18 protein-coding genes are annotated in these 19,556 nt (G+C 73.2%); 9 read left to right on the top strand and 9 right to left on the bottom strand.

Going from position 1 to position 19,556, the window contains the following annotated elements; genetic code table 11:
* Positions 1-54 precede the first annotated feature (54 nt).
* The 3 genes from CU044_RS09645 to CU044_RS09655 form a co-directional block, all read right to left on the bottom strand.
* On the bottom strand, positions 55-438 hold the full coding sequence (locus tag CU044_RS09645) for a hypothetical protein (RefSeq protein WP_129768071.1): 384 nt from the start codon (positions 436-438) through the stop codon (positions 55-57).
* A 91-nt stretch (positions 439-529) separates the two neighbouring features.
* On the bottom strand, positions 530-2,800 hold the full coding sequence (locus CU044_RS09650; protein ID WP_240045458.1) for a phage holin family protein: 2,271 nt from the start codon (positions 2,798-2,800) through the stop codon (positions 530-532).
* A gap of 102 nt (positions 2,801-2,902) precedes the next feature.
* Complete coding sequence (locus CU044_RS09655) at positions 2,903-3,307, bottom strand: hypothetical protein (RefSeq protein ID WP_129768072.1); 405 nt, start codon at positions 3,305-3,307, stop codon at positions 2,903-2,905.
* A gap of 204 nt (positions 3,308-3,511) precedes the next feature.
* Here CU044_RS09655 and CU044_RS09660 point away from each other — a divergent pair, with 204 nt between their 5' ends.
* Entirely contained in the window at positions 3,512-4,303 is a 792-nt protein-coding gene (locus CU044_RS09660; RefSeq protein ID WP_129768073.1) for an MBL fold metallo-hydrolase, read from the top strand.
* Entirely contained in the window at positions 4,303-4,956 is a 654-nt protein-coding gene (locus tag CU044_RS09665; protein WP_129768223.1) for a VTT domain-containing protein, read from the top strand. Before CU044_RS09660 ends, CU044_RS09665 begins: the two co-directional genes overlap by 1 nt.
* Positions 4,957-5,194: 238 nt before the next feature.
* On the opposite strand, the gene CU044_RS09670 is transcribed toward CU044_RS09665, so the two are convergent.
* A complete protein-coding gene (locus CU044_RS09670) occupies positions 5,195-6,412 on the bottom strand; it encodes an aminotransferase class I/II-fold pyridoxal phosphate-dependent enzyme (protein WP_129768074.1) in 1,218 nt (405 codons plus the stop codon).
* A 169-nt stretch (positions 6,413-6,581) separates the two neighbouring features.
* On the opposite strand from CU044_RS09670, the gene CU044_RS09675 reads away from it, so the two are divergent.
* The 5 genes from CU044_RS09675 (at position 6,582) to CU044_RS09695 (ending at position 10,946) form a co-directional block, all read left to right on the top strand.
* The gene (locus CU044_RS09675) at positions 6,582-8,099 is read left to right on the top strand and encodes a bifunctional phosphatase PAP2/diacylglycerol kinase family protein (protein WP_129768075.1); all 1,518 of its coding nucleotides are present in this window, start codon (positions 6,582-6,584) and stop codon (positions 8,097-8,099) included.
* Positions 8,100-8,191: 92 nt separating this feature from the next.
* Positions 8,192-8,731, top strand: a complete 540-nt coding sequence (locus tag CU044_RS09680; RefSeq protein ID WP_129768076.1) for a GNAT family N-acetyltransferase — start codon at positions 8,192-8,194, stop codon at positions 8,729-8,731.
* Between the two features lie 27 nt (positions 8,732-8,758).
* Entirely contained in the window at positions 8,759-9,583 is an 825-nt protein-coding gene (locus CU044_RS09685; RefSeq protein WP_240045459.1) for a VOC family protein, read from the top strand.
* Positions 9,584-9,701: 118 nt separating this feature from the next.
* On the top strand, positions 9,702-10,511 hold the full coding sequence (locus tag CU044_RS09690; RefSeq protein WP_129768077.1) for a methyltransferase domain-containing protein: 810 nt from the start codon (positions 9,702-9,704) through the stop codon (positions 10,509-10,511).
* A gap of 72 nt (positions 10,512-10,583) precedes the next feature.
* Positions 10,584-10,946, top strand: coding sequence for a VOC family protein (locus CU044_RS09695; protein ID WP_129768078.1), 363 nt, complete (start codon positions 10,584-10,586; stop codon positions 10,944-10,946).
* Here the strand turns inward: CU044_RS09695 and CU044_RS09700 are convergent, their stop codons facing one another.
* Positions 10,947-11,873, bottom strand: coding sequence for an arginase family protein (locus CU044_RS09700; RefSeq protein ID WP_129768079.1), 927 nt, complete (start codon positions 11,871-11,873; stop codon positions 10,947-10,949).
* A 78-nt stretch (positions 11,874-11,951) separates the two neighbouring features.
* Between CU044_RS09700 and CU044_RS09705 the strand changes: the two genes are divergently transcribed.
* On the top strand, positions 11,952-12,287 hold the full coding sequence (locus CU044_RS09705) for a DUF6204 family protein (RefSeq protein ID WP_129768080.1): 336 nt from the start codon (positions 11,952-11,954) through the stop codon (positions 12,285-12,287).
* A 223-nt stretch (positions 12,288-12,510) separates the two neighbouring features.
* Positions 12,511-14,349 (top strand): acyl-CoA dehydrogenase, encoded by a 1,839-nt coding sequence (locus tag CU044_RS09710; protein WP_129768081.1) that lies wholly within the window; start codon positions 12,511-12,513, stop codon positions 14,347-14,349.
* 55 nt (positions 14,350-14,404) lie between these two features.
* Here CU044_RS09710 and CU044_RS09715 read toward each other — a convergent pair whose 3' ends face one another.
* The 4 genes from CU044_RS09715 to CU044_RS09730 are packed head-to-tail and all read right to left on the bottom strand — an operon-like array spanning position 14,405 to position 19,545.
* A complete protein-coding gene (locus CU044_RS09715; protein WP_129768082.1) occupies positions 14,405-15,337 on the bottom strand; it encodes an LD-carboxypeptidase in 933 nt (310 codons plus the stop codon).
* Positions 15,334-17,358, bottom strand: a complete 2,025-nt coding sequence (locus tag CU044_RS09720; protein WP_129768083.1) for a prolyl oligopeptidase family serine peptidase — start codon at positions 17,356-17,358, stop codon at positions 15,334-15,336. The genes CU044_RS09715 and CU044_RS09720 overlap by 4 nt, the downstream gene beginning before the upstream one ends.
* A gap of 11 nt (positions 17,359-17,369) precedes the next feature.
* Positions 17,370-18,719, bottom strand: a complete 1,350-nt coding sequence (locus CU044_RS09725; protein WP_129768084.1) for a M20/M25/M40 family metallo-hydrolase — start codon at positions 18,717-18,719, stop codon at positions 17,370-17,372.
* Positions 18,712-19,545: a M55 family metallopeptidase gene (locus CU044_RS09730; RefSeq protein ID WP_129768085.1), complete on the bottom strand. Its 834-nt coding sequence runs from the start codon at positions 19,543-19,545 to the stop codon at positions 18,712-18,714. The genes CU044_RS09725 and CU044_RS09730 overlap by 8 nt, the downstream gene beginning before the upstream one ends.
* Positions 19,546-19,556 lie beyond the last annotated feature (11 nt).

Genomic DNA, 19,556 nt, shown 5'->3' on the forward strand with positions numbered 1-19,556 from the left:
CTGTGGCCCGAAAGGCACTTCAGTGCCGGGCGAGGCACTGAAGGGCGGGGCCTGTCAGCAGCGCAGCACCACACAGCGCGGCGTGACCGGAGCGCGCGGCGGCCAGACCGGAGCGCACCGTCCGGCGTACGGAACCCGAACCCGCTCGCCGGACAGTCCTGTCCGGGTCAGGGGCTGTTGGGGCTCCCTGCCCGTCCGCTCGGTCCTGGCCGGGGCGGACTGCTCGGATTCGGCGGTGTCCTGGTGTCCCTCGCCCGCCGGATCACGGGAACCGGACGCGGGCGGCAGGGACTCGGGGTCCCGCATCGCCGCCGAGGACGGCGCGATCGACATGCCCAGGAAGGCGATCAGCACCAGCAGCGCCACCAGGGCGGCCGGGCGCGCGGCGGCGACGCGGACAGCCGCGGCGCGGGTGGGAACGGACGTGGCACGCTTCATGGGCACGACCTCCTGGACAACGCACCTCTGCCCAGAAACACACCCGCGCCGTCCTGCTACCGGCGGAAACCGCTCACACGGGGTACGCGCCCTACGCCGAGTCCTTCTCCTCCTCGGCGGTTCGTGCTTCGTCGGAGCGTGCATTCGCCACGGGAACGGACACCGTTCCCAGCGGCACCTGCGGTCCGCTGCCCTCCCGCAGCCACCGTCTGAGCACCTGATGCACCCGCTCGGCGCCCACGAGTTCGCCGCTGTCGGGGACCGGTGCGGAGAGCGCCAGCGGTGACAGCAGGAAGGCGCTCGACTGCTCGCCGCCGAGTCCGCCGTGCGAGCCGATCTGTTCCTCGAAGGCGTGCACGCGGCCCGTCGCCGGGTCGTACATCGAGTTGACCATGATGTCCGCGACATGCGGGAAGGAATCCGTGCGCCGTACGGCGTCGGCCGCGCCGGGTCCCATACCGGCGAGCAGTCCGCTGTCGTCGAGCGCGTCGACCGGCACCTCCGCCCCGCCGGGGCCGAGCACCACCGAGCCGTGTTCCTCGCTCCGCACCAGCAGGAAGCCGATCCCCGGATGGCTCGCGAGGGTCCGCAGCAGCGCGGGGTGGCGCCGGTCGATCCGCTCGCGGCTCATCCGCTCCGGCACATCGGGGAAGGAGATCAGGCCGAGATTCCCGGACGCGAGAACGACCGGGTCGGAGCCGTGCGCGGGCTGCTCGCCCGCGCCCTCGGGCTCGGGCCTGTGCAGCGCGCCGAGGACGGCGTGCCGGGCCGCCTCGCGGGCCTCCGCGCCGCTCCTCGTCCGCTCGGCCCTGCGCGACACCGGCAGTCCGCAGCCGGCCCTGACCAGGTCCTTGAGGGTGAGTCCGTACGCGCTCTCGAAGGTCTCGCCGGGGCTCTGGCCGTGGTCGGAGAGCAGCACGATCCGGTAGGTACGGGGTGCGTGCTCGGCGGCCCTGGCGATCAGTCCGACCGAGCGGTCGAGCCGGGCGAGGACCCGCTCGGCGTCCCGGCTGTGCGGTCCCGAGTGGTGGGCCACCTCGTCGTACGCGACGAGATCGGCGTAGACGGCGGTGCGTCCGGCCAGCATGTCGCCGATCACGGCCGCGACCACCACATCGCGCTCGACGACGGTCGCGAAGGCCCGGATGAACGGGTAGAGCCCGCCCCGGCCGACCCGTGGCCGGTCGCCGCGCAGCCGCGCCCGGGTCGATTCGCCGATCTCGCGGCCGACGTCGGCGACGAACGAGACCACCGTACGGACGGCGTTGGCCGGGTCGGAGAAGTAGGCGAAGTAGCCGGCGCGGGAGCGGTTGGCCCTGCCGCGCCGCGCGGCGATCGACAGCACCAGCGCGAGCTGGTCGGCGCCGCCGCTGAAGAGGTTGCCGCGGCTGGCGCCGTCGAGGGTGAGCAGGCCCCCGTCGTTGGTGCGGGCGATGGCGCGGCGCTGGAGTTCGGCGGCGCTGGAAGGCCGGTTGCTGACCATGATCCGGCCGGTGTCCTTCTCGTACCAGCGGAAGGCGGGGACGTCGTGGTTCGAGCCGTGCAGGATGCCGAGCTGGCTCGCGCCCGTCTGGCTGGACCAGTCGGTGCGCCAGGGGGTGAGCCGGTGGGTCGGCCGCGGGTCGCCCGTCAGGCTGTCCGCCGGGCCCCCGCTGTCCGCACGGCCCGCGCCGTCGGCAAGGCCCGCGCCGTCCGCCAGGCCTCCCGGCGAGACGTGCGCGGGGTCGTCGGCCGTACCGTACCCGCCGTCCGGATCCGGTGGGCGCACGCCCAGCCAGCCGGCGACATGCGGCATCACCCCGGCGGTGACCGCGTCGAGCAGCACCTGGTGCCCGACCCCGTCGAGTTGCAGGAACACCGTGCCGGGCGGTCCGCCGTGCCCGCCGTCCTCGCCGCTCCTGCGCCGCCGCCGGTCCGCGAGACGGGAGAGCCGGCGCCGGTACGCGTCGTCGTCACCGACCGCGAGCCCCGTCGAGGTCGCGGAGGCGACGGCGGACATCACGGCCGCGACCACCACGGCGGTCTCCGGATTGGCCGCCCCGCGCCCGTCGGGGATGAGCCAGAGCGCGATCAGCAGCAGCGAGCCGTTCAGGAAGAACACCAGCAGACCGAGGACCAGCGCGGGAACGAGCAGCAGCGCGCGGACGAGCAGGGGCCAGACCAGCGCGCTGAGGATGCCGAACGCGCCCGCGCCCCAGGCCGCGGTGACCGCGGTCCTGGTGATGCTGTCCTGGTTGTCCGACTGAAGCTTGAAGTCCGGCAGGATCCCCGCCAGCGCCAGCATCGTCAGCGTGGAAACCGCCCATACGATGATCACCCGCAGCAGGGCTCCGCCCGTCGTACGCCACCGCCCCTTGAACACGTCGCTCCGTCACCTCACGTCCGGCCCGTACACGGTCACGGGCTCGGCCCAGCCTCGCACAGAGCGCCGCGGTCTCCTCCCGGGCCGCGGGGCCCGCGCGGGTCAGCAGCCGTCGTACCCGGCCGTGGGCATCGAGAGCCTGCGGTGCACGTCGGCCTTCATGGCCGCGTCGTACAGCGGTTCGTCCAGTCCGACGGTCTCCAGCGGTACGCCTCTGCGCGCGCACTCCGCGGAGAAGGCGGACGCCGAACGGAACGCCCGTTCGAGAACGCGCTCGTTCGCCGCGACGAAGAGATCCACCAGCCCCGCCTCGACATCCGCCCAGAGCGCGCAGTGGTCGGGGCGCATCCCGTAGAGCAGCAGCTGCCGGGTGACGAGATACCCCTTGTCCTCGGCCCAGCGCGCGCACATCGTGTGCTGGCCGCGGGTGTCCACGAGGAAGGGATCGCGGTCCAGCTCCTCCAGCGGTGTCAGGCTGGCGATCACGGCCACTCGTACCTCACGCATGCCTGCCCCCCGCTCCCCCGGCACTCGCCTCCGTCCGCAGACCCTACTCGGCGCACGCCTCCGCGAGGCAGGCGCGTGCCCGGCGGTCAACGGCGCGCGACCAGCGCATCCCGCTCCGCCCGCGCGGGTATCCGCCGTACGCTGAGTTCGGAGAGGGTCCCGGGGCGGGAGCGCGGTCCACGGGCGGACGGAGCTGAGGTCGGGTTGGGAACTGTCATCACGTGGTGGGGCCATGCCACCTGCACGGTCGAGGACTCCGGGGTACGCGTGCTGACGGACCCGGTCTTCGTCCGCCGGCTGGCCCATCTGCGCCGCCGGCGCGGTCAGGTACCGCCGCCCCAGGCGTCCGTCGCCGATGCCGTGCTCGTGTCGCATCTGCACTCCGACCACCTCCATCTGCGGTCGCTGACCAGGCTCGCGCCCGGCACCCGGCTGATCGTGCCGCGCGGCGCCGAGCGGTCGGTGCCGGGGCTGCGCAGGCTGGACGCCCGCAGAAACCCCTCGGGCCTGCGGATCACCGAGGTCGGGCCGGGCGACGAGGTGGAGATCGGGGCGCTGCGGGTACGGGCCGTGCCCGCGCGCCACGACGGACGGCGGCTGCCGGTCGGACCGCACCGCTCCCCCGCCCTGGGCTATGTGATCAGCGGCGCGTCACGGACGTACTTCGCCGGGGACACCGGGCTCTTCGACGGGATGGCGGACGCCGTGGGCCCGGTCGATGTGGCGCTGCTGCCGGTGGGCGGCTGGGGACCGCATCTGGGGCCCGAGCATCTGGACGCCGGGCGCGCGGCACAGGCGCTGGCCGAGCTGGCGCCGAGCGCGGCGGTACCGGTGCATTTCGGTACGTACTGGCCGATCGGTCTGGACGGGGTCCGCCCCCACGAGTTCTACGCGCCGGGCGACGAGTTCGTACGGCACGCGGCGCGGCTCGCGCCGAAGGTCAGCGTCCATCTGCTGCGGCACGGCGAGAGTGTGCGGCCGGAGGCGGGCCTGTGATCGACCGGCTCCTGACGCAGCTCTCGGAGCTGCCCCCCGAGTCGACGCAGCAGGCCGTCGGCTATCCGTCCGTCTTCCTGCTGGTGGCACTGGGCGCGCTGGTGCCGGTGGTGCCGACGGGGGCGGTGGTGAGTTCGGCGGCGGTGGTGGCCTTCCACCAGACCGCGCCGCTCTCCATGCTCTATGTCTTCCTGGTGGCGTCGTTCGCGGCCTTCCTCGGTGACATATCCCTCTACTGGCTGGGGCGGCGCGGTGTCGGCTCCAGGAACGGGTCCCGCTGGCTGGCGGCGATACGCAGGCACGCCCCGCCCGACCGGCTCGAACAGGCGCAGACGAAGCTGCGCGAGCACGGGGTGACGGTGCTGGTGCTCTCCCGGCTGGTGCCCGCCGGGCGGATTCCGGTGATGCTGGCCTGCCTGCTGGGGGACTGGCCACTGCGCCGGTTCGCCCGGGGCGATGTGCCCGCCTGTCTGGCCTGGGCGGCGACCTACCAGCTGATCGGGGTGCTCGGCGGCTCGCTCTTCGAGGAGCCCTGGGAGGGGGTGCTCGCCGCGGTGGCGCTGACGCTGGTGCTCAGCGGTGCCCCGGCGCTCTGGCGCAGACTGCGGCGGCCGGGCCGCGAGAGTCCGGGCTCGGAGGGCCGGCCGACCTAGGGCCTCTCGTTTGGATCATGCCGGGCTCGCGTGCCCGCGGTGACATCAGCCGCTGCCGCGGCGGGCCGCGCCTCGCCGCGTTGTCGTCGGTCACCAGGGCTCCGCCATGGCTCCCTCCTCCGCCTCGCGATCCTCCCCCGTAGCCTGAACGGCACGGGAGGGACCCCCTCCACCAGACCCCGCTCCCAGATCCGGCCTGATCCAAACGAAAGACCCTAGCTCACACGCGGGCTCCGGCTCATCGCAGTTCGTCGAAGACCGCTCCGAAATGGCCGAGCGCCCGTGCGACATGCGGCAGTTCCAGCGGCGCCGTCGCGGTGAGGGACTTCAGCCGCTGTTCCGGGGTCGCCCCGAGCAGCGGTCCCGTCGGCAGGCGTACGCGCAGCGCGCCCAGTTCGTCCCCGAACCGGTGGCCGCCCGGCACGGGCACCTCCAGGCGCCGGCTCAGATGGTTCTCCAGCTCCATGGAGTCGGTGACGCCCAGCCGGGCCAGTTGTGCGCGCAGCGGCCCGAGGTCGGCGTAGAGATGGCGGCCTGCCAGCGGTACGACCGCGAGGGCGCCGGAGGCGAGGACCGCATGATGGGCGGCGGCGGCCAGACGCCCGTGCAGCGCGGCGGTGGCCCGCGCCCTGGCCGTGACGGCGTCCGGCTCGTCGAGCGCGTGGGCGGCGGCAGCGGCGACGGGTCCCGCGACCATCGCTCCGAGCGCGGTGAGGATGTCGAGCGTCCTGGCCCGCAGCGCGGTTCCGGCGTCGGTGGCCGGGTAGCGGGCGACGGCCATCGGCCAGGCGGCCGGGAGCAGCGCGCCCGCCAGGTCGGAGAGGACGACGACCTCGTCGGGCCACATCTCGGCCGGGCTGAGCAGCACCGTCTCGTGCGGCCGGTGCAGGGTGTCGCGCCATGTCTCGTCGCTGATGATGTGCAGTCCTTCGGCGACCGCGGCCTCGCAGGCCTCGCGGACCAGTTCCGGCGGGGCGACCGCGGCGGTCGGGTCGTCGGCGACGGAGAGCAGCAGCACCCGCGGCCGGCCGCCCTCGGCCCGGATCCGCCGTACCGTCTCCAGCAGGGCGAACGGATCGGGCACGCCGCCCGCGTCCGCCGGGGCCGGCACCTGGTAGGCGGGCCGGCCGAGCAGCCGGGCCTGCGGGGTCCAGGAGGCGGGGCACGGCCGGGGCATCAGGACGTCCCCGTCGTACGCGGCGAGCAGCGCGAACAGCAGCGGCTGCGCGCCGGGCGCGGCGGCCACGTCGTCGGGACCGGTGCGCAGGCCGCGCCGCGACCAGTAGCCGGCGGCCGCCTCCCGCAGGACCGCGTCCCCGCCGGGCGGCTGCGGTGAGGTGTGTCCGGCCGCCCCCGCGCACTCGCCGACCAGTTCGGGCAGCGCGGGCAGCCCGGCGTCGGGGGCGGCCGGGCCGAACCGTACGGGGCCACGGCCCTCGGGAATCGTCCGGCGCATACCGTCACCTCCCGTGGTCACCGCCCGCCCGGGTATCTCGTCTGGACCCTTTATACGGAGGTTTCGCACACCTCGCCCCCCGGCTTCCCCGCCATGCGCTCCGGGGTCCGTTCACCCGCTCCCCCGGACGGTCTGCTTGGGGTGACCGCTCGCGGGGTACCCGCGTTCCATGCCAGACACCACTGCCACCTCCGCTCCCTACGGTCAGCCGGTCCCGGGCGCCCGCGCCCGGATCACGGCACTGCTCGACAGCTGGGACGAGCGGGCCTTCCGCTCCGTCGCCGACCGGCACTGGCCGGGCGCGGGGCCGGTGCTGCCCCGGCTGAGCCGGTCCGCCAACCACGGACTGCTCTGGTTCGGCGCCGCCGCGGGCATCGCCGTGCTGGGGCGCGGGGCGCGCTCACGCCGGGCCGCCCTGCGGGGCGCGGTGTCGCTGGGGCTCGCCTCGGCCGCCATCAACACCGTGGGCAAGCGGGCGGTACGCCGGCAGCGCCCCCTGCTGGACGCCGTACCGGTGATACGACGGCTGAAGCACCAGCCGTTCACGACGTCCTTCCCGTCCGGGCACGCGGCCTCGGCCGCCGCCTTCGCCACCGGGGTCGCGCTGGAGTCGAAGGGCTGGGGCGCCGTGGTGGCGCCGGTGGCCGCCGCCGTGGCCCTCTCCCGGGTCTATACGGGGGTGCACTATCCGAGCGATGTCCTGGCGGGCGCCGCGCTGGGGGTGGGGGCCGCCTACGCGGTACGCGGGATCGTGCCGACCCGTTCCCAACTGCCGTCACCGGGACGGCCGTACGCCGAGGCCCCCGCGCTGCCCGACGGCCACGGGCTGGTGGTCGTGGTCAACCTGGCCTCCGGTTCTTCGGACACCGCCGCACTGGTACGGGACGCGCTGCCGGCCGCGGAGGTCGTGGATTGCGCGCCGGAGGATGTGGAAGCCGAGCTGGCGAAGGCGGCGGACCGCTGCGTGGCCCTCGGTGTCCTCGGCGGCGACGGTACGGTCAACCGGGCGGCGTCGATCGCCGCGCGGCACGGTCTGCCGCTGGCCGTCTTCCCCGGCGGCACCCTCAACCACTTCGCGTACGACCTGGGCATCGAGAGCGTCCAGGACACCTGCCGGGCGCTGACGGCGGGTGACGCCGTACGGGTCGACCTGGGGCGCTTCACTCCTGGGCCGGACGGGGCGGCGACGGGGTATTTCCTCAACACCTTCAGTCTGGGCGTCTATCCGGAGCTGGTACGGGTGCGTGAGCACTGGGCGCCGCGCATCGGCGGCTGGCCCGCCGGGATCCTGGCCGCGGCGAAGGTGCTGCGCGGCGGACACCAGCTGGAGGCCGAGTTCGAGGGCCGGCACCGGGCGCTGTGGCTGCTGTTCGCGGGGAACGGCATCTACCAGCCGATGGGGCCGACGCCGGGCCACCGGCTCGATCTGGCCGACGGCCTGCTGGACGTACGGATCGTGCACGGCGGCCGGGCCCCGGGGCCGCGGCTGATCGCCGCCGCGCTCGCCGGGCCGCTGAGCCGTTCGCCCGTGCACGCGGCGGAGCGGATGCGACGGGTACGGATCGCCCGGATCGCGCCGGGTACGCCGCTCGCGTTCGACGGTGAAGTGGCCGAGGCTCCGAGGGAGTTGGTACTGGACAAGGCGGAGGAGGCACTGACGGTCTACCGGCCGAAGGCGCTGCTCTGACGGAACCTCCACGCGCTGATCCTGGCGCCGCCGCGGGCCGTGCCCCGGAATCCCGGTGGACGGCCGGGAACCGCACGGCCGAGGATCACGCCATGGACACGCGCTACTTCCTGGAGACCCCGCGGCTGCGGCTGCGTTCCCTCACCGAGGACGACCTCGACCGGGTGGTCGCCCTCGACAACGACCCCGGCGTACGGCGGTTCATCGACGGCGGCCGGCCGGTCTCCCGCGACACCGTACGGACCGGGACGCTGCCGCGACTGCTCGGCCGGGGCTTCTGGGCCGCCGAGGAGAGCGCCACGGGCGCGTGGCTGGGGTGGTTCTGTCTGGCGCCGGGGAGCGAACCGGGGTGGCGGGTCGTCGAGCTGGGGTACCGGCTGCGCCGGGCGGCCTGGGGCCGGGGGTACGCCACCGAGGGGGCCCGCGCCCTGGTGCGCGCGGCGTTCACCGGCCTCGGCACGGAGCGGGTGACCGCGCAGACCATGACGGTCAACACGGGTTCGCGGCGCGTACTGGAGAAGGCGGGGCTGACGTACGTCCGTACCTTCTTCGAGGAGTGGCCCGAGACGATCGAGGGATCGGAACAGGGCGATGTGGCCTATGAGCTCACCCGGGAGCAGTGGAAAGGTTAGGCTCGCCTAACCGACCTGGGAGGCATCTTGCGCGTCCAACCCGCCACGGAATCGCCGGAGTTCGAGCAGTCCGGATCCGAGCTGCCCGGTTTCGGCCGACCGGACGCCGAGCAACCGGAGTTCGACCATCTGGTGCACTGCGTACCGGACGTCGAGTCCGCCGTACGCGGCTACACCGAAGCCGGACTGCCCGCCCACGCCAACCCGGAGTATCTGGGGTACCGCAATGGCGCGTGGCGGCTGGACAGCCGGTATATCGAGCTGTCGAGCATCGTCAACCGCCTGGTCTTCCTCGACTCGCCCTACGGCAGGGCCATGAGGGGCTGGCAGCCGCGGGCCGACGAACTCGTCGCGCGGGGCGGCGGCGCGCTCGTCTTCTGCGTCCATGTCACCGACGCGGGTGCCACGGCGGAGCGGCTGCGCGCACGCGGGCACGGGGTGGAGCTGCTGACCTTCGCCCGCGAGGGCTCCCCCGTCTCGTTCCGCGAGGCGATACTGACGGACGGCCCGCCCTGGGCACCGTTCTTCGTCACCTACGAGCCCGACCGGCAGACGATTCTGGCCAAGTACAGCGCGGGCCGGGTCAACCGGGGCCCGCACGACCTCGCCGGGATCCTCGTCGAGACCCCCGATCCGCGTGCCTCGGCGCGCTGGCTGGGCGAGCTGCTCGGCATCCCGCCCGGGGCGTCGCCCACGGTGGTGCCGCTGCCGTTCGGCCGGGTGCACTTCACCGAGGGGCCCGCCGACGCGATCACCGCCCTGCTGCTCTCCGGGGGCGACCCGCCGACGACGGTGATCGACGGACTCGCGGTGCGGCCGGTGGAATCGGTCACCGGGCCCCCGCGGACCTGATCCGCCCCCCACCGAACGCGTCCACATTACAAGACACAGGTCTCATCATGCGACATGGCGGCGTACCGTGGCCGGACCACGTCACGAGCCGGGCCACGTCGCGAGAGGGAGTCCCGCCATGCCGAAGGAGACCGCGGTCTACACCCACGGGCACCACGAATCGGTGCTGCGTTCGCACCGCTGGCGCACCGCCGCCAACTCCGCCGCGTACCTTCTCCCCGAACTGCGGCCGGGCCAGGACCTGCTGGATGTCGGCTGCGGACCCGGGACCATCACCGCCGACCTGGCCGCGCTCGTCGCCCCGGGCACGGTCACGGCCGTCGACGCCGCCGAGGACGTCCTGGACAAGGCGCGGGCGGCGGCGGCCACCGCCGGTGCGGACAACGTCCGCTTCGCGGTCGCCGATGTCCACGCACTGGACTTCCCCGACGACTCCTTCGACATCGTGCACGCGCATCAGGTCCTCCAGCATGTGGGCGATCCGGTGCGGGCCCTGAGCGAGCTGCGCCGGGTGTGCCGGCCCGGCGGGGTCGTGGCGGCGCGTGACGCGGACTACGGCTCGTTCGCCTGGTTCCCCGGCGTACCGGCACTGGACGGCTGGCAGGAGCTGTACCGCCGGGTGGCGCGCGCCAACGGCGGCGAGCCCGACGCCGGCCGGCGGCTGCTGTCCTGGGCACGGCGCGCCGGCTTCACCGACATCACCTCGACCGCCGGCACCTGGTGCTTCGCCACCCCCGACGAGCGCGCCTGGTGGAGCGGCCTGTGGGCGGACCGTACGACCGCGTCGGGCTATGCGGGTCTGGCGGTCGGCGGCGGGCATACGACACCGGAGCGGCTGGACGAGATCGCCGGGGCGTGGCGGGAGTGGGGCGGCGCCGAGGACGGCTGGTTCATGGTCCCGCACGGGGAGATCCTCTGCCGGGTATGAAGCGGGCTCACTCCCGGTCCCGGCCACCCGAATCGATCACACGTCCCCGCGCGGCCAACTAACCTGGTGCGCATGGAAATCCTGGGAACCACGCTGCGCATCTGCGTCGACGACCTGGAGACCTCGGTGGTGTTCTACGAACGCCTCACCGGAAGCCCCGCGCTCCGCTTCGAGCGCGGTGGGGTCTCCGTCGCCGCCGTCGGCTGCTTCCTCCTCATGAGCGGCCCCGCGTCGGAAATCGATGTCCTGCGCAAGGTCACGGCGACGATCGCCGTCAAGGACGTCGACGAGGCGATCACCGTCCTCACCGGCGTCGGGGCACATATCGTCGCGGGCCCGGTGCCGACGCCGGTGGGGCGCAATGTGATCGCCCTGCACCCCGACGGTTCGGTCTTCGAGTACGTCGACCGCAACGCCGTCCAGTCTCCGGGCTGATCACCGGGCCGGTCGGCCGGCGGCCGGGGGCCCTTCGTCGGTGAAGGCCCCCACCACCAGATCGGCGAGCAGCGCACCGGCCGTCCCGTCCGGGTCGAGGTCCGGGTCGTAGATGGTCACGTTGAGCCCGACGCAGCGCTCGGAGCGCACCAAGGTCCGCAGCAGTACAGCGAGTTCGTCCGGCAGCAGACCGCCCGCGTCCGGGCTGTCGACCGCCGGCATCACCTCCGGATCGAGCACATCCGCGTCCAGATGGACCCAGAACCCGTCGGTGACCGGCGCCTCCAGCGTCTGGAGCACGGCTCCCGCCAGCTCCGCCGCGCCCCATTCGCGCAGCTCGCCGACCGTCACGGTGTGGATCCTCAGCCGGGCGAGCTCCTCGCGGTCCTCGTCGTCGTCGCGGATCCCGAAGAGCCGTACGTCCTCGTCCCGCAGGTACGGGCGCAGTCCCTCCAGGTCGCTCAGATCCCGCTGGCCCCGGCCGGTGCCGATCGCCAGTTCCTCGCCGCCGGCCGCGCCGATGGTGTCGGAGTTGCCCGTGTGCCGGAAGTCGGCCGAGCCGTCGATGGCGGCCAGTCCGTACCGTCCCATGCGGCGCAGCGCGAGCGAGGCGCCGAGCTGGATGGAGCAGTCGCCGCCCAGTACGAGCGGGAAGTCCCCGGCCCTGACGTGGTGTTCGATCCGGTCGGCGAGCCGGGGCGTGTACGCGGCGATCGCCGCCGCGTTGAAGACCCCGTCACCCTCTTTCCAGTCGCCGCGGTCGTAGCGCGGCGGGACGACGACCCCGCCCTCGAACGCGCCGAGCCGCTGGACGATCCGCTGCTCGCGCAGGGCGCCCGCGAGTTTGTAGCACCCCGGCACGACACCGGGGGCCGGAGGCCGGAGGCCCAGGTTGGAGGGCGCGTCGATCACCACGATATTCCGCATGCGAACCATCCTTACCGCCGTAGGGTTGTTCCTCAAATGGATTCAGGACAGTGAGAACGGACAAGGACGGGCGGCGGGATGACCACTCAGCACACCTACCGGGTGATCGTGCGCGGCACATGGGACGGGCTGACGGACGACGACCGCGCCCGGCTGCTCGCGGACGTCGACCAGCACGGTCTGGCACAGATGCGGTTCACCCCGGAAGGCTCGCTCACCTACGACGCGGCGCTGAAGCACTTCAGCTACCGCTTCGTGGTGGTCTCCGACGCGGCGGACGGCGAGGAGATGGCGGGCGCGCTCGCCGAGGACCGTGCGGAGACGGCGCTGGAGGCCCTGGGCTGCGGCCATCGCGAGCTGCGCTCCACGGTGACCGACATGGACACCATGAAGATCAACCGCAAGGGCCGCTGAGCCGGTGCGGCCAGGGGCGGACCGGACCGCAGGCCCGGCCGTCCCGCCTTCGGCGAGCCGTTCGGGAAGGTCGGGCATCGCGCCACCCTACGTGATCTTGAGCCGGGTGGACCAGGGTGGCTCGGAACCGACTCCGTCAAACGTCCCCGGCGCCTCCGGACGGGGTGTTGATCATCACACTGGGACGTGACTGGTCGTTGGGTTAGCGTTCCGCCCTGTGACTATGGTGACTTCCCCTTCCGCTTCCGCGCTTCCCTCTGTCCAGGACTCCCCGGCCGCCGCGGCGCTGACCACGGTCCTCTTCGGCGAACGGTTCGAAGAGGTCCACCAGCCCTGGCGGAAGCTCTTCAGCACCGGGCCGTTCCGCTTTCGCGAGGGGCTGACACCGCAGGAGCGTGCCGCGCTGTCCTACGAGCGGCTGCGGCTGGTCAATGACGTACTCGACAGCCCGGAGGACCTCGTCGCCGACGTGGAACGCCTCAGCGCCCTCCACGAGTGGTCCGGGCCGGTGGACCCGGGATTAACGACAGTCGCGAGCATCCACTACAACCTCTTCCTCGGCAGCCTCCTGGATCACAGAGCGGGCGGGAAACGTGACCTGCGCGCGTTCACCGAACTGCGGCGTACGGGTACGTTCCTGTGCACCGAGGCCGGGCACGGCAACAGCGCCTCCCAGTTGGAGACGACCGCCACGTTCGACCCGGCGACCGGCGGCTTCGTCCTGCACACGCCGTCCCCGTCCGCGGGCAAGTTCATGCCCAACACCAGCTCCACCGGCGGCCCCAAGACCGCTGTCGTGGCGGCCCGGCTGATCACGGACGGCACGGACCGGGGCGTCTTCCTGTTCCTCACCCCGCTCAGCGACGACACGGGAGGCCCGCTGCCGGGGGTGGAGATACGCAGGCTGCCGCAGACGGCCACCAGCCCGGTGGACCACTGCGTCACCTCCTTCGAGAACGTCCGGCTGCCCCATGACGCGCTCCTCCAGTCCGGCCATGGACGGCTCACCCCGGACGGCGTCTTCACCAGCGCGATCGGCAGCCCCCGCAAGCGTTTCCTGCACTCCATAAGCCGGGTCACCGCCGGCAAGCTCTGCATGAGCGCCTACAGCCTCGGGGTCACCCGTCACGCCCTGGCGGTCGCGGTACGCCACGCCCACACCCGGCACACCTCGGGCGTCACCGCCGGGGGGAGCGTGCCGCTGTTCGCCCATCGCAGCCATCACACCCCGCTGATCGACGCCCTCGCCACCACCTACGCCGCGACGCTGCTGCACCGCACCGCCGTGCGGCAGTGGACCGAGGCGACGGAGGCGGAGCGCGAGGACGGCGAACGTCTGGCGGCCGTCGCCAAGGGCTGGATCACCTGGCGGGCCCGCGCCGTGATGACGGAGTGCCGCGAACGGTGCGGCGCCCAGGGGCTGTTCCTCGCCAACGGCATCGCCGCCCAGCTGACGGCCAACGAGGGCACCATCACCGCGGAAGGTGACAACCTTGTCATCTGGGTGAAGGCGGCCGGGGAGATGCTTCTCGGACACTTCACCCCGAAGCGGCCGAGCGCCATCGCGCCCGAGGACCGCGATCTCACCGATCCGGCCTTCCTCCAGGACCTCCTGGCGGACATCGAAAGCGTCTGGCACCAGCGGGCCAGGACCCGGCTGCGCGCGGGCAAGGCCGGCAACCCGCTCAACCGGTGGAACGCGGCGGTCACGCCCGCCCTCGAACTGGTCGACGCCCACGCCCACCGCCGGGCCGCCGAGGCCCTGCTGACCGCCGCCGACGCGACCGCGGAGCCCGGGGCACGGCCTCTCCTGCACACGCTGCACCGGCTCTTCGCACTGCGCCGTATCGCCGCCCACAGCGGAGACCTCCTCGCCGAAGGACGGCTGACCGCCGACCAGGTGAGGCTGCTCCCCGACCTGGCGGAGGACGCCGTCGTCGCGCTGGCCCCCCATGCCCCGGCCCTCACGCGTGGTTTCGCCATCGCCGACGAGATCCTTCTCGACCACCCCATCAGCCATCCGGAGGCCATGGGCCGCGACCCGGAGGGCCGTACGGACTGAGACGAGTACGTCCGAGCGCCGCCACCCTCACTCCGGACCGGCCGGCCCCGCCACCTCAGACGAGGGCGGGGAGGTCCAGGGTGAGGGTGGCGCTCTCCGCGTCCAGAACGGCGGACACGCCCAGCGGCACGGTCAGGTTCGACTCGCCGTGGCCGAAGCCCAGTTCCTCCACGACCGGTACGCCCAGCCCGCCGAGCCGGTCGAGCAGCAGCGCCCTGACATCCTCGGGCGCCCCGCACTCCGCCCAGGAGCCGAGGCCGACCCCCGCGACGCCGTCCAGCCCGCCGGAGCGCAGCAGTTGGGTGAGGATGCGGTCGAGACGGTACGGCTCCTCGCCGACATCCTCGATCAGCAGCAGCCCTCCCGCCGCCGAGGTCCGCGCGTACGGGGTGCCGAGTTCGGCGGCGAGCAGGCTGACGCAGCCGCCGAACGTGACGCCCGCGGCACGCCCCGGCACCAGCCCCCGCGCGGTGTCCTGGCCGAGCACGCGCACCGACTCGGGCTCGAAGAGCGTGGCGCGCAGCGACTCCTGTGTGGCGGCGTCCTTGAGGAAGGTCATCGCGGCGGTCATCGGACCGTGCAGGGTGACCAGTCCGAGGCGCCGGGCGAACGCCTCGTGCAGCGCGGTGATGTCGCTGTAGCCGACGAAGACCTTGGGGCCCGCGGCCCGCATCGCGGTCCAGTCGAGCAGGTCGGCCATGCGCTGCACGCCGTAGCCGCCCCGGGCGCAGAGCACCGCCGAGACGGCCGGGTCGCACCAGGCGTCCTGGAGGTCGCGGGCGCGGTCCTCGTCCGTTCCCGCGAGATAGCCGAGCCGGGGATGGACGTCCAGGACATGCGGCGCGACGACGGGATCGAGGTCCCAGCCGCGCAGGATGTCCAGGCCCGCTTCGAGCCGCTCGGCCGGCACGGGGCCGCTGGGTGCCACGACGGCGACGCGGGCCCCGGGCCGCAGTCGTGCGGGCCGGGTCAGTGGGGTGAGCGTCATCCGCGGAACTCCAGCCGGGGGACGTCGGTACGGTCGATACCGAAGGTCTGCGCGTACAGGGACAGTTCGGCCTCCAGCGCGCGGACCAGCGTGCCGGCCCTGCGGAAGCCGTGGCCCTCGCCCTCGAAGGCGAGGTACGCGTGCGGTACACCGCTTCCGGCCATCCGCTCCAGGAACCGTTCGCACTGCGCGGGCGGGCAGATCACGTCGTCGAGCCCCTGCAACAGCAGGAACGGCGCGCTGACCCGGTCGGCGTGGTTGAGCGGCGAGCGGTCCCGGTAGCGGCCGGGGACCTCGGCGAGCGGGCCGATCAGCGATTCGAGGTACTGGGACTCGAAGTCATGGGTCTCGTCGGTGGCCCAGCCCAGCAGGTCGAGGATCGGATAGCTGATGGTGCCGCAGGCGTAGACATCGGTGGAGGTGAGGGAGGCGGCGGTGGTCCAGCCGCCCGCGCTGCCGCCGCGTACGGCGAGTCTGGCCGGGTCGGCGGTGCCCTCGGCGGCGAGCGCGGAGGCGACGGCCGCGCAGTCCTCCACATCGACCACGCCCCACTGCTCGCGCAGCCGGTCGCGGTAGGCCCGGCCGTAGCCGGTGGAGCCGCCGTAGTTGACCTCGGCGACGCCGATGCCGCGCGAGGTGAAGTAGGCGATCTCCAGGTCGAGTACGAGCGGGGCATGGCTGGTGGGTCCGCCGTGGGCCCACACCACATAGGGCGGTAGTTCGTCGTGGGGCGCGCTGTGATCGGGGCTGTGCGGCGGATAGATATGGGCGTGGATCTCGCGGTGGTCGGGCCCGGTGAAGGTACGGATCCGGGGCTCGGGGTAGTAGGCGGGGTCCACCGGGTCCCGGTGTGCCGCGCCGATCACCCGGGCGTGTCCGGTGCCGGTGTCCAGCTCCACGATCTCGTACGCGCTGCGCGGGCTGGCCGCGACGCCGATCACTCGGTCGCCCTGGACGGCGAGGGTGGCGGCCCATTCGGTCCAGGGCCCGGCGGCGTCCACCACTTCACCCGTCGCCGGGTCGAGTACGCCGAGCGCGGTGGAGCCCTTGCCGTGGATGACGGCGATCAGCCCGTTGTCCATGGGATGGAACCACTGGAGGCCGATCTTCCAGAGCGGTCCGCCGAACTCCTCCCCGCGGCCGGGGCAGAGGCCGGCGCTCCGGATGACGCCGGGGGCCCTGTCCGGGCCTATGGCCTGGTCCAGGGCCTCGGGGCGGATGCGCCGGATCTCCCACCAGCCGTCGCTGTCGGAAACGAAGAGCAGCGAGCCGTCCGGCGCCCAGTCGGCCTGCGGGACCGATTCGCCGGTGCCCCCGACGAGGGCCCTGACGCCGGTGAACGGGCCGCTCTCCGCCACGTCACCGAGCATCACGACCGTGCCGTCCCAGGGCATCCGCGGGTGGTCCCAGGCGATCCAGGCGGCCCGGCGCCCGTCGGGCGAGAGCCGGGGCCCGGTGACGAAGCGGTGCCGGTCGTCGGAGAGTTCGCGCACGGCCGTACGGTTCTCGGCGGCCGAGCCGTCGAGCGGGACCGCCGCGATCACCCGCCGTACGTCGGTGGGCGACTCGCCGGTGAACTCCTCCAGCACGCACCAGACCTCGCCGCGGTCGAGGAGGAGCCGCGGGTCGGCCCAGCGCAGTCCGCCGCCGGTCGCGGACACCGGGGTGAGCGGCCGGGGCGCACCGCCGCCGTCCGGTTCGTACGCGTACAGCCGCTGGTCGGGGAAGTGGACGAAGACGACGAGCGGGCCGCCCTCGGGGCGGGTGGCACCGGCCCAGGGCACCCCGCCGTACTCGATGACCCGGCTGCGGACGTTCCACGGGGCCGGCAGCGGCGACTCCTCGTGGCCGTCGGCCCGGCGCCGTACGAGCGCGCGCCGGCCGGCCTCGGCGGGACGCGGCGCCGTCCACCACACCTCGTCGCCGACCACGCCCACATACTCGGGGCGCCCGTCGTGCGAGGCGGCCAGCGCGGCGTCGATCGGTGACGCCCACGTTCCGTAGGCCCCCATGGACAGCATGAGCCACGCTCCTAAGCGGACTTCAGATAGTGGTCGAGGACACGGACGCCGAAGTGCAGCGCCGAGACGGGCACCCGCTCGTCCACGCCGTGGAAGAGCGCCTGGTAGTCGAAGCCGGGGGGCAGCTTGAGCGGCGAGAAGCCGTAGCCGGTGATGCCGAGCCGGGAGAACTGCTTGGCGTCCGTACCGCCCGACATGCAGTACGGCACGACATGCCCGGCCGGGTCGAAGCGCTCGACGGCGGCGCGCAGCTTGGCGAACGTCGGCGAGTCGACCGGCGACTGGAGGGCCACCTCCCGGTGGTGGAACTCCCACTCCACATCCGGTCCTGTGAGCTGGTCCAGGGTGGTGCGGAACTCCTCCTCGCCGCCGGGCACCATGCGCCCGTCGACATAGGCGGTGGCCTGGCCCGGGATGACATTGACCTTGTAACCGGCCTCCAGGACCGTCGGGTTGGCGCTGTTCCTTATCGTCGGCTCGACCAGCGCGGCGGCCGGGCCGAGCTTGCCGAGCAGCCCTTCCGTGTCGAAGTGCTCGGCGTTGACATCGGTGTCGATGTCGTAGAGCGCGGCGAGTTCGGCGAGGGCGGCCCGCACGGTCGGGGTGAGCCGGACCGGCCAGGGGTGGCTGCCGATCCTGGCGACGGCGGCGGCGAGCCTGCTGACCGCGTTGGCGCGGTTCACCTTGGAGCCGTGCCCCGCCCTGCCGTGGGCGGTGAGCTTCAGCCAGCCGGTGCCGCGCTCCCCGGCGGCGATCGGGTAGAGCGCCATGCCGGGCCCGGCGTGGAAGGTGAAGGCCCCGGATTCGCTGATGCCTTCCGTGCACCCCTCGAACAGCTCAGGGTGCTGGTCGGCGAGGAATCCGGAGCCGTCCTCGGCGCTGGCCTCCTCGTCGGCGGTGTAGGCGAGCACGATGTCCCGGCGTGGCCGGATCCCGTCCCTGGCCCAGGCGCGGACGACCGACAGCACCATCGCGTCCATGTTCTTCATGTCGACCGCGCCGCGGCCCCACACCACTCCGTCGCGGACCTCGCCGGAGAAGGGGTGCAGGCGCCAGTCGGCGGGCTCGGCGGGCACCACGTCCAGATGGCCGTGGACGAGGAGCGCGTCGGCCGAGGGGTCGGTGCCCTCGATCCTGGCCACCACGTTGGTGCGCCCGGGGGTCCGCTCCAGCAGCGTGGGTTCGATCCCCGCGTCCGCGAGCCGCTCCGCGACGTATTCGGCCGCCGGCCGCTCGCGGCAGTCCCCGCTCCCCCGGTTGGTGGTGTCGATACGGATGAGTTCCGAGGTGAACGCGACCACCTCGTCGAGCGCGGCCGCGTCGGGGCCACCACTCGTGTCGCTGGGTGTCATGTCAGCCATACTGCTCCTCCACGGCGGCCGAAACGATCGTCGTGACCGCTTTGAAGGTACGAATGGCCTCATACATCGTCCCGCTGGTGTAGGCGGCCCGGCGCTCCCCGCTGGGGGCCACGCCCGGTACGACCGTGGCCACGTCGGAGAGATGGGCGGCGTCGAACTCCATCTCCACGGTGAACGGGCCGCCCGCGACCGGCTCGTACCGTCCGGCGAGGGCCGTGGCCTCCTTGGCGGCGGCGCGGATGTCGGCGGCGGTACGGGCCGGGGTCCGGCAGACGGCCGCGTACCGCGAGACATGGTCCTTGACGGCGACCTTGCGCGCGTCCGGCGCGTAGCCCTCCGCGTCCACGCAGGTCAGGTCGTCGCCGGTGACCAGGACCACCGGGACGCCGTACTCCGCGACGACGCGCGCGTTCAGCAGCCCCTCGCTGGCCCGGGTGCCGTTCAGCCATACGCCGGTGAGGGAGTTGGCGAGATAGGTGTGCGCGAGCACCCCTTCCGTACCGGCGCCGGTGTGGTAGCCGACGAAGGCGATGCCGTCGACGTCACCGTGCTGGACGCCCTCGACCATGGACAGCGACTTGTGCCGGCCGGTCAGCATCTCGGCGCGCTCGTCGAGCCGTTCCAGCAGCAGATTGCGCATGGTCCAGTGCGCCTCGTTGATCAGCACCTCATCGGCGCCGCCGTCGAGGAAGCCGAGTACGGCGGCGTTGACATCGGAGGTGAACAGGGAGCGGCAGCGTTCCCACTGGGGCGTGCCGGGCAGGACGTCGGCCGGCCAGGTCACCCCCGTGGCACCCTCCATGTCGGCGCTGATGAGGATCTTCACAGGTGCTCCGT

It is taken from the genome of Streptomyces sp. L-9-10 (genome assembly GCF_004151105.1).
Classification (GTDB): domain Bacteria; phylum Actinomycetota; class Actinomycetes; order Streptomycetales; family Streptomycetaceae; genus Streptomyces.

Coding starts and splice junctions, on each gene's coding strand:
- CU044_RS09725 (WP_129768084.1), bottom strand. CDS start 18,719: ATGGCTGACATGACACCCAGCGACACGAGTGGTGGCCCCGACGCGGCC.
- CU044_RS09675 (WP_129768075.1), top strand. CDS start 6,582: ATGCCAGACACCACTGCCACCTCCGCTCCCTACGGTCAGCCGGTCCCG.
- CU044_RS09645 (WP_129768071.1), bottom strand. CDS start 438: ATGAAGCGTGCCACGTCCGTTCCCACCCGCGCCGCGGCTGTCCGCGTC.
- CU044_RS09670 (WP_129768074.1), bottom strand. CDS start 6,412: ATGCGCCGGACGATTCCCGAGGGCCGTGGCCCCGTACGGTTCGGCCCG.
- CU044_RS09705 (WP_129768080.1), top strand. CDS start 11,952: ATGACCACTCAGCACACCTACCGGGTGATCGTGCGCGGCACATGGGAC.
- CU044_RS09710 (WP_129768081.1), top strand. CDS start 12,511: ATGGTGACTTCCCCTTCCGCTTCCGCGCTTCCCTCTGTCCAGGACTCC.
- CU044_RS09720 (WP_129768083.1), bottom strand. CDS start 17,358: ATGCTGTCCATGGGGGCCTACGGAACGTGGGCGTCACCGATCGACGCC.
- CU044_RS09700 (WP_129768079.1), bottom strand. CDS start 11,873: ATGCGGAATATCGTGGTGATCGACGCGCCCTCCAACCTGGGCCTCCGG.
- CU044_RS09715 (WP_129768082.1), bottom strand. CDS start 15,337: ATGACGCTCACCCCACTGACCCGGCCCGCACGACTGCGGCCCGGGGCC.
- CU044_RS09690 (WP_129768077.1), top strand. CDS start 9,702: ATGCCGAAGGAGACCGCGGTCTACACCCACGGGCACCACGAATCGGTG.
- CU044_RS09680 (WP_129768076.1), top strand. CDS start 8,192: ATGGACACGCGCTACTTCCTGGAGACCCCGCGGCTGCGGCTGCGTTCC.
- CU044_RS09695 (WP_129768078.1), top strand. CDS start 10,584: ATGGAAATCCTGGGAACCACGCTGCGCATCTGCGTCGACGACCTGGAG.
- CU044_RS09655 (WP_129768072.1), bottom strand. CDS start 3,307: ATGCGTGAGGTACGAGTGGCCGTGATCGCCAGCCTGACACCGCTGGAG.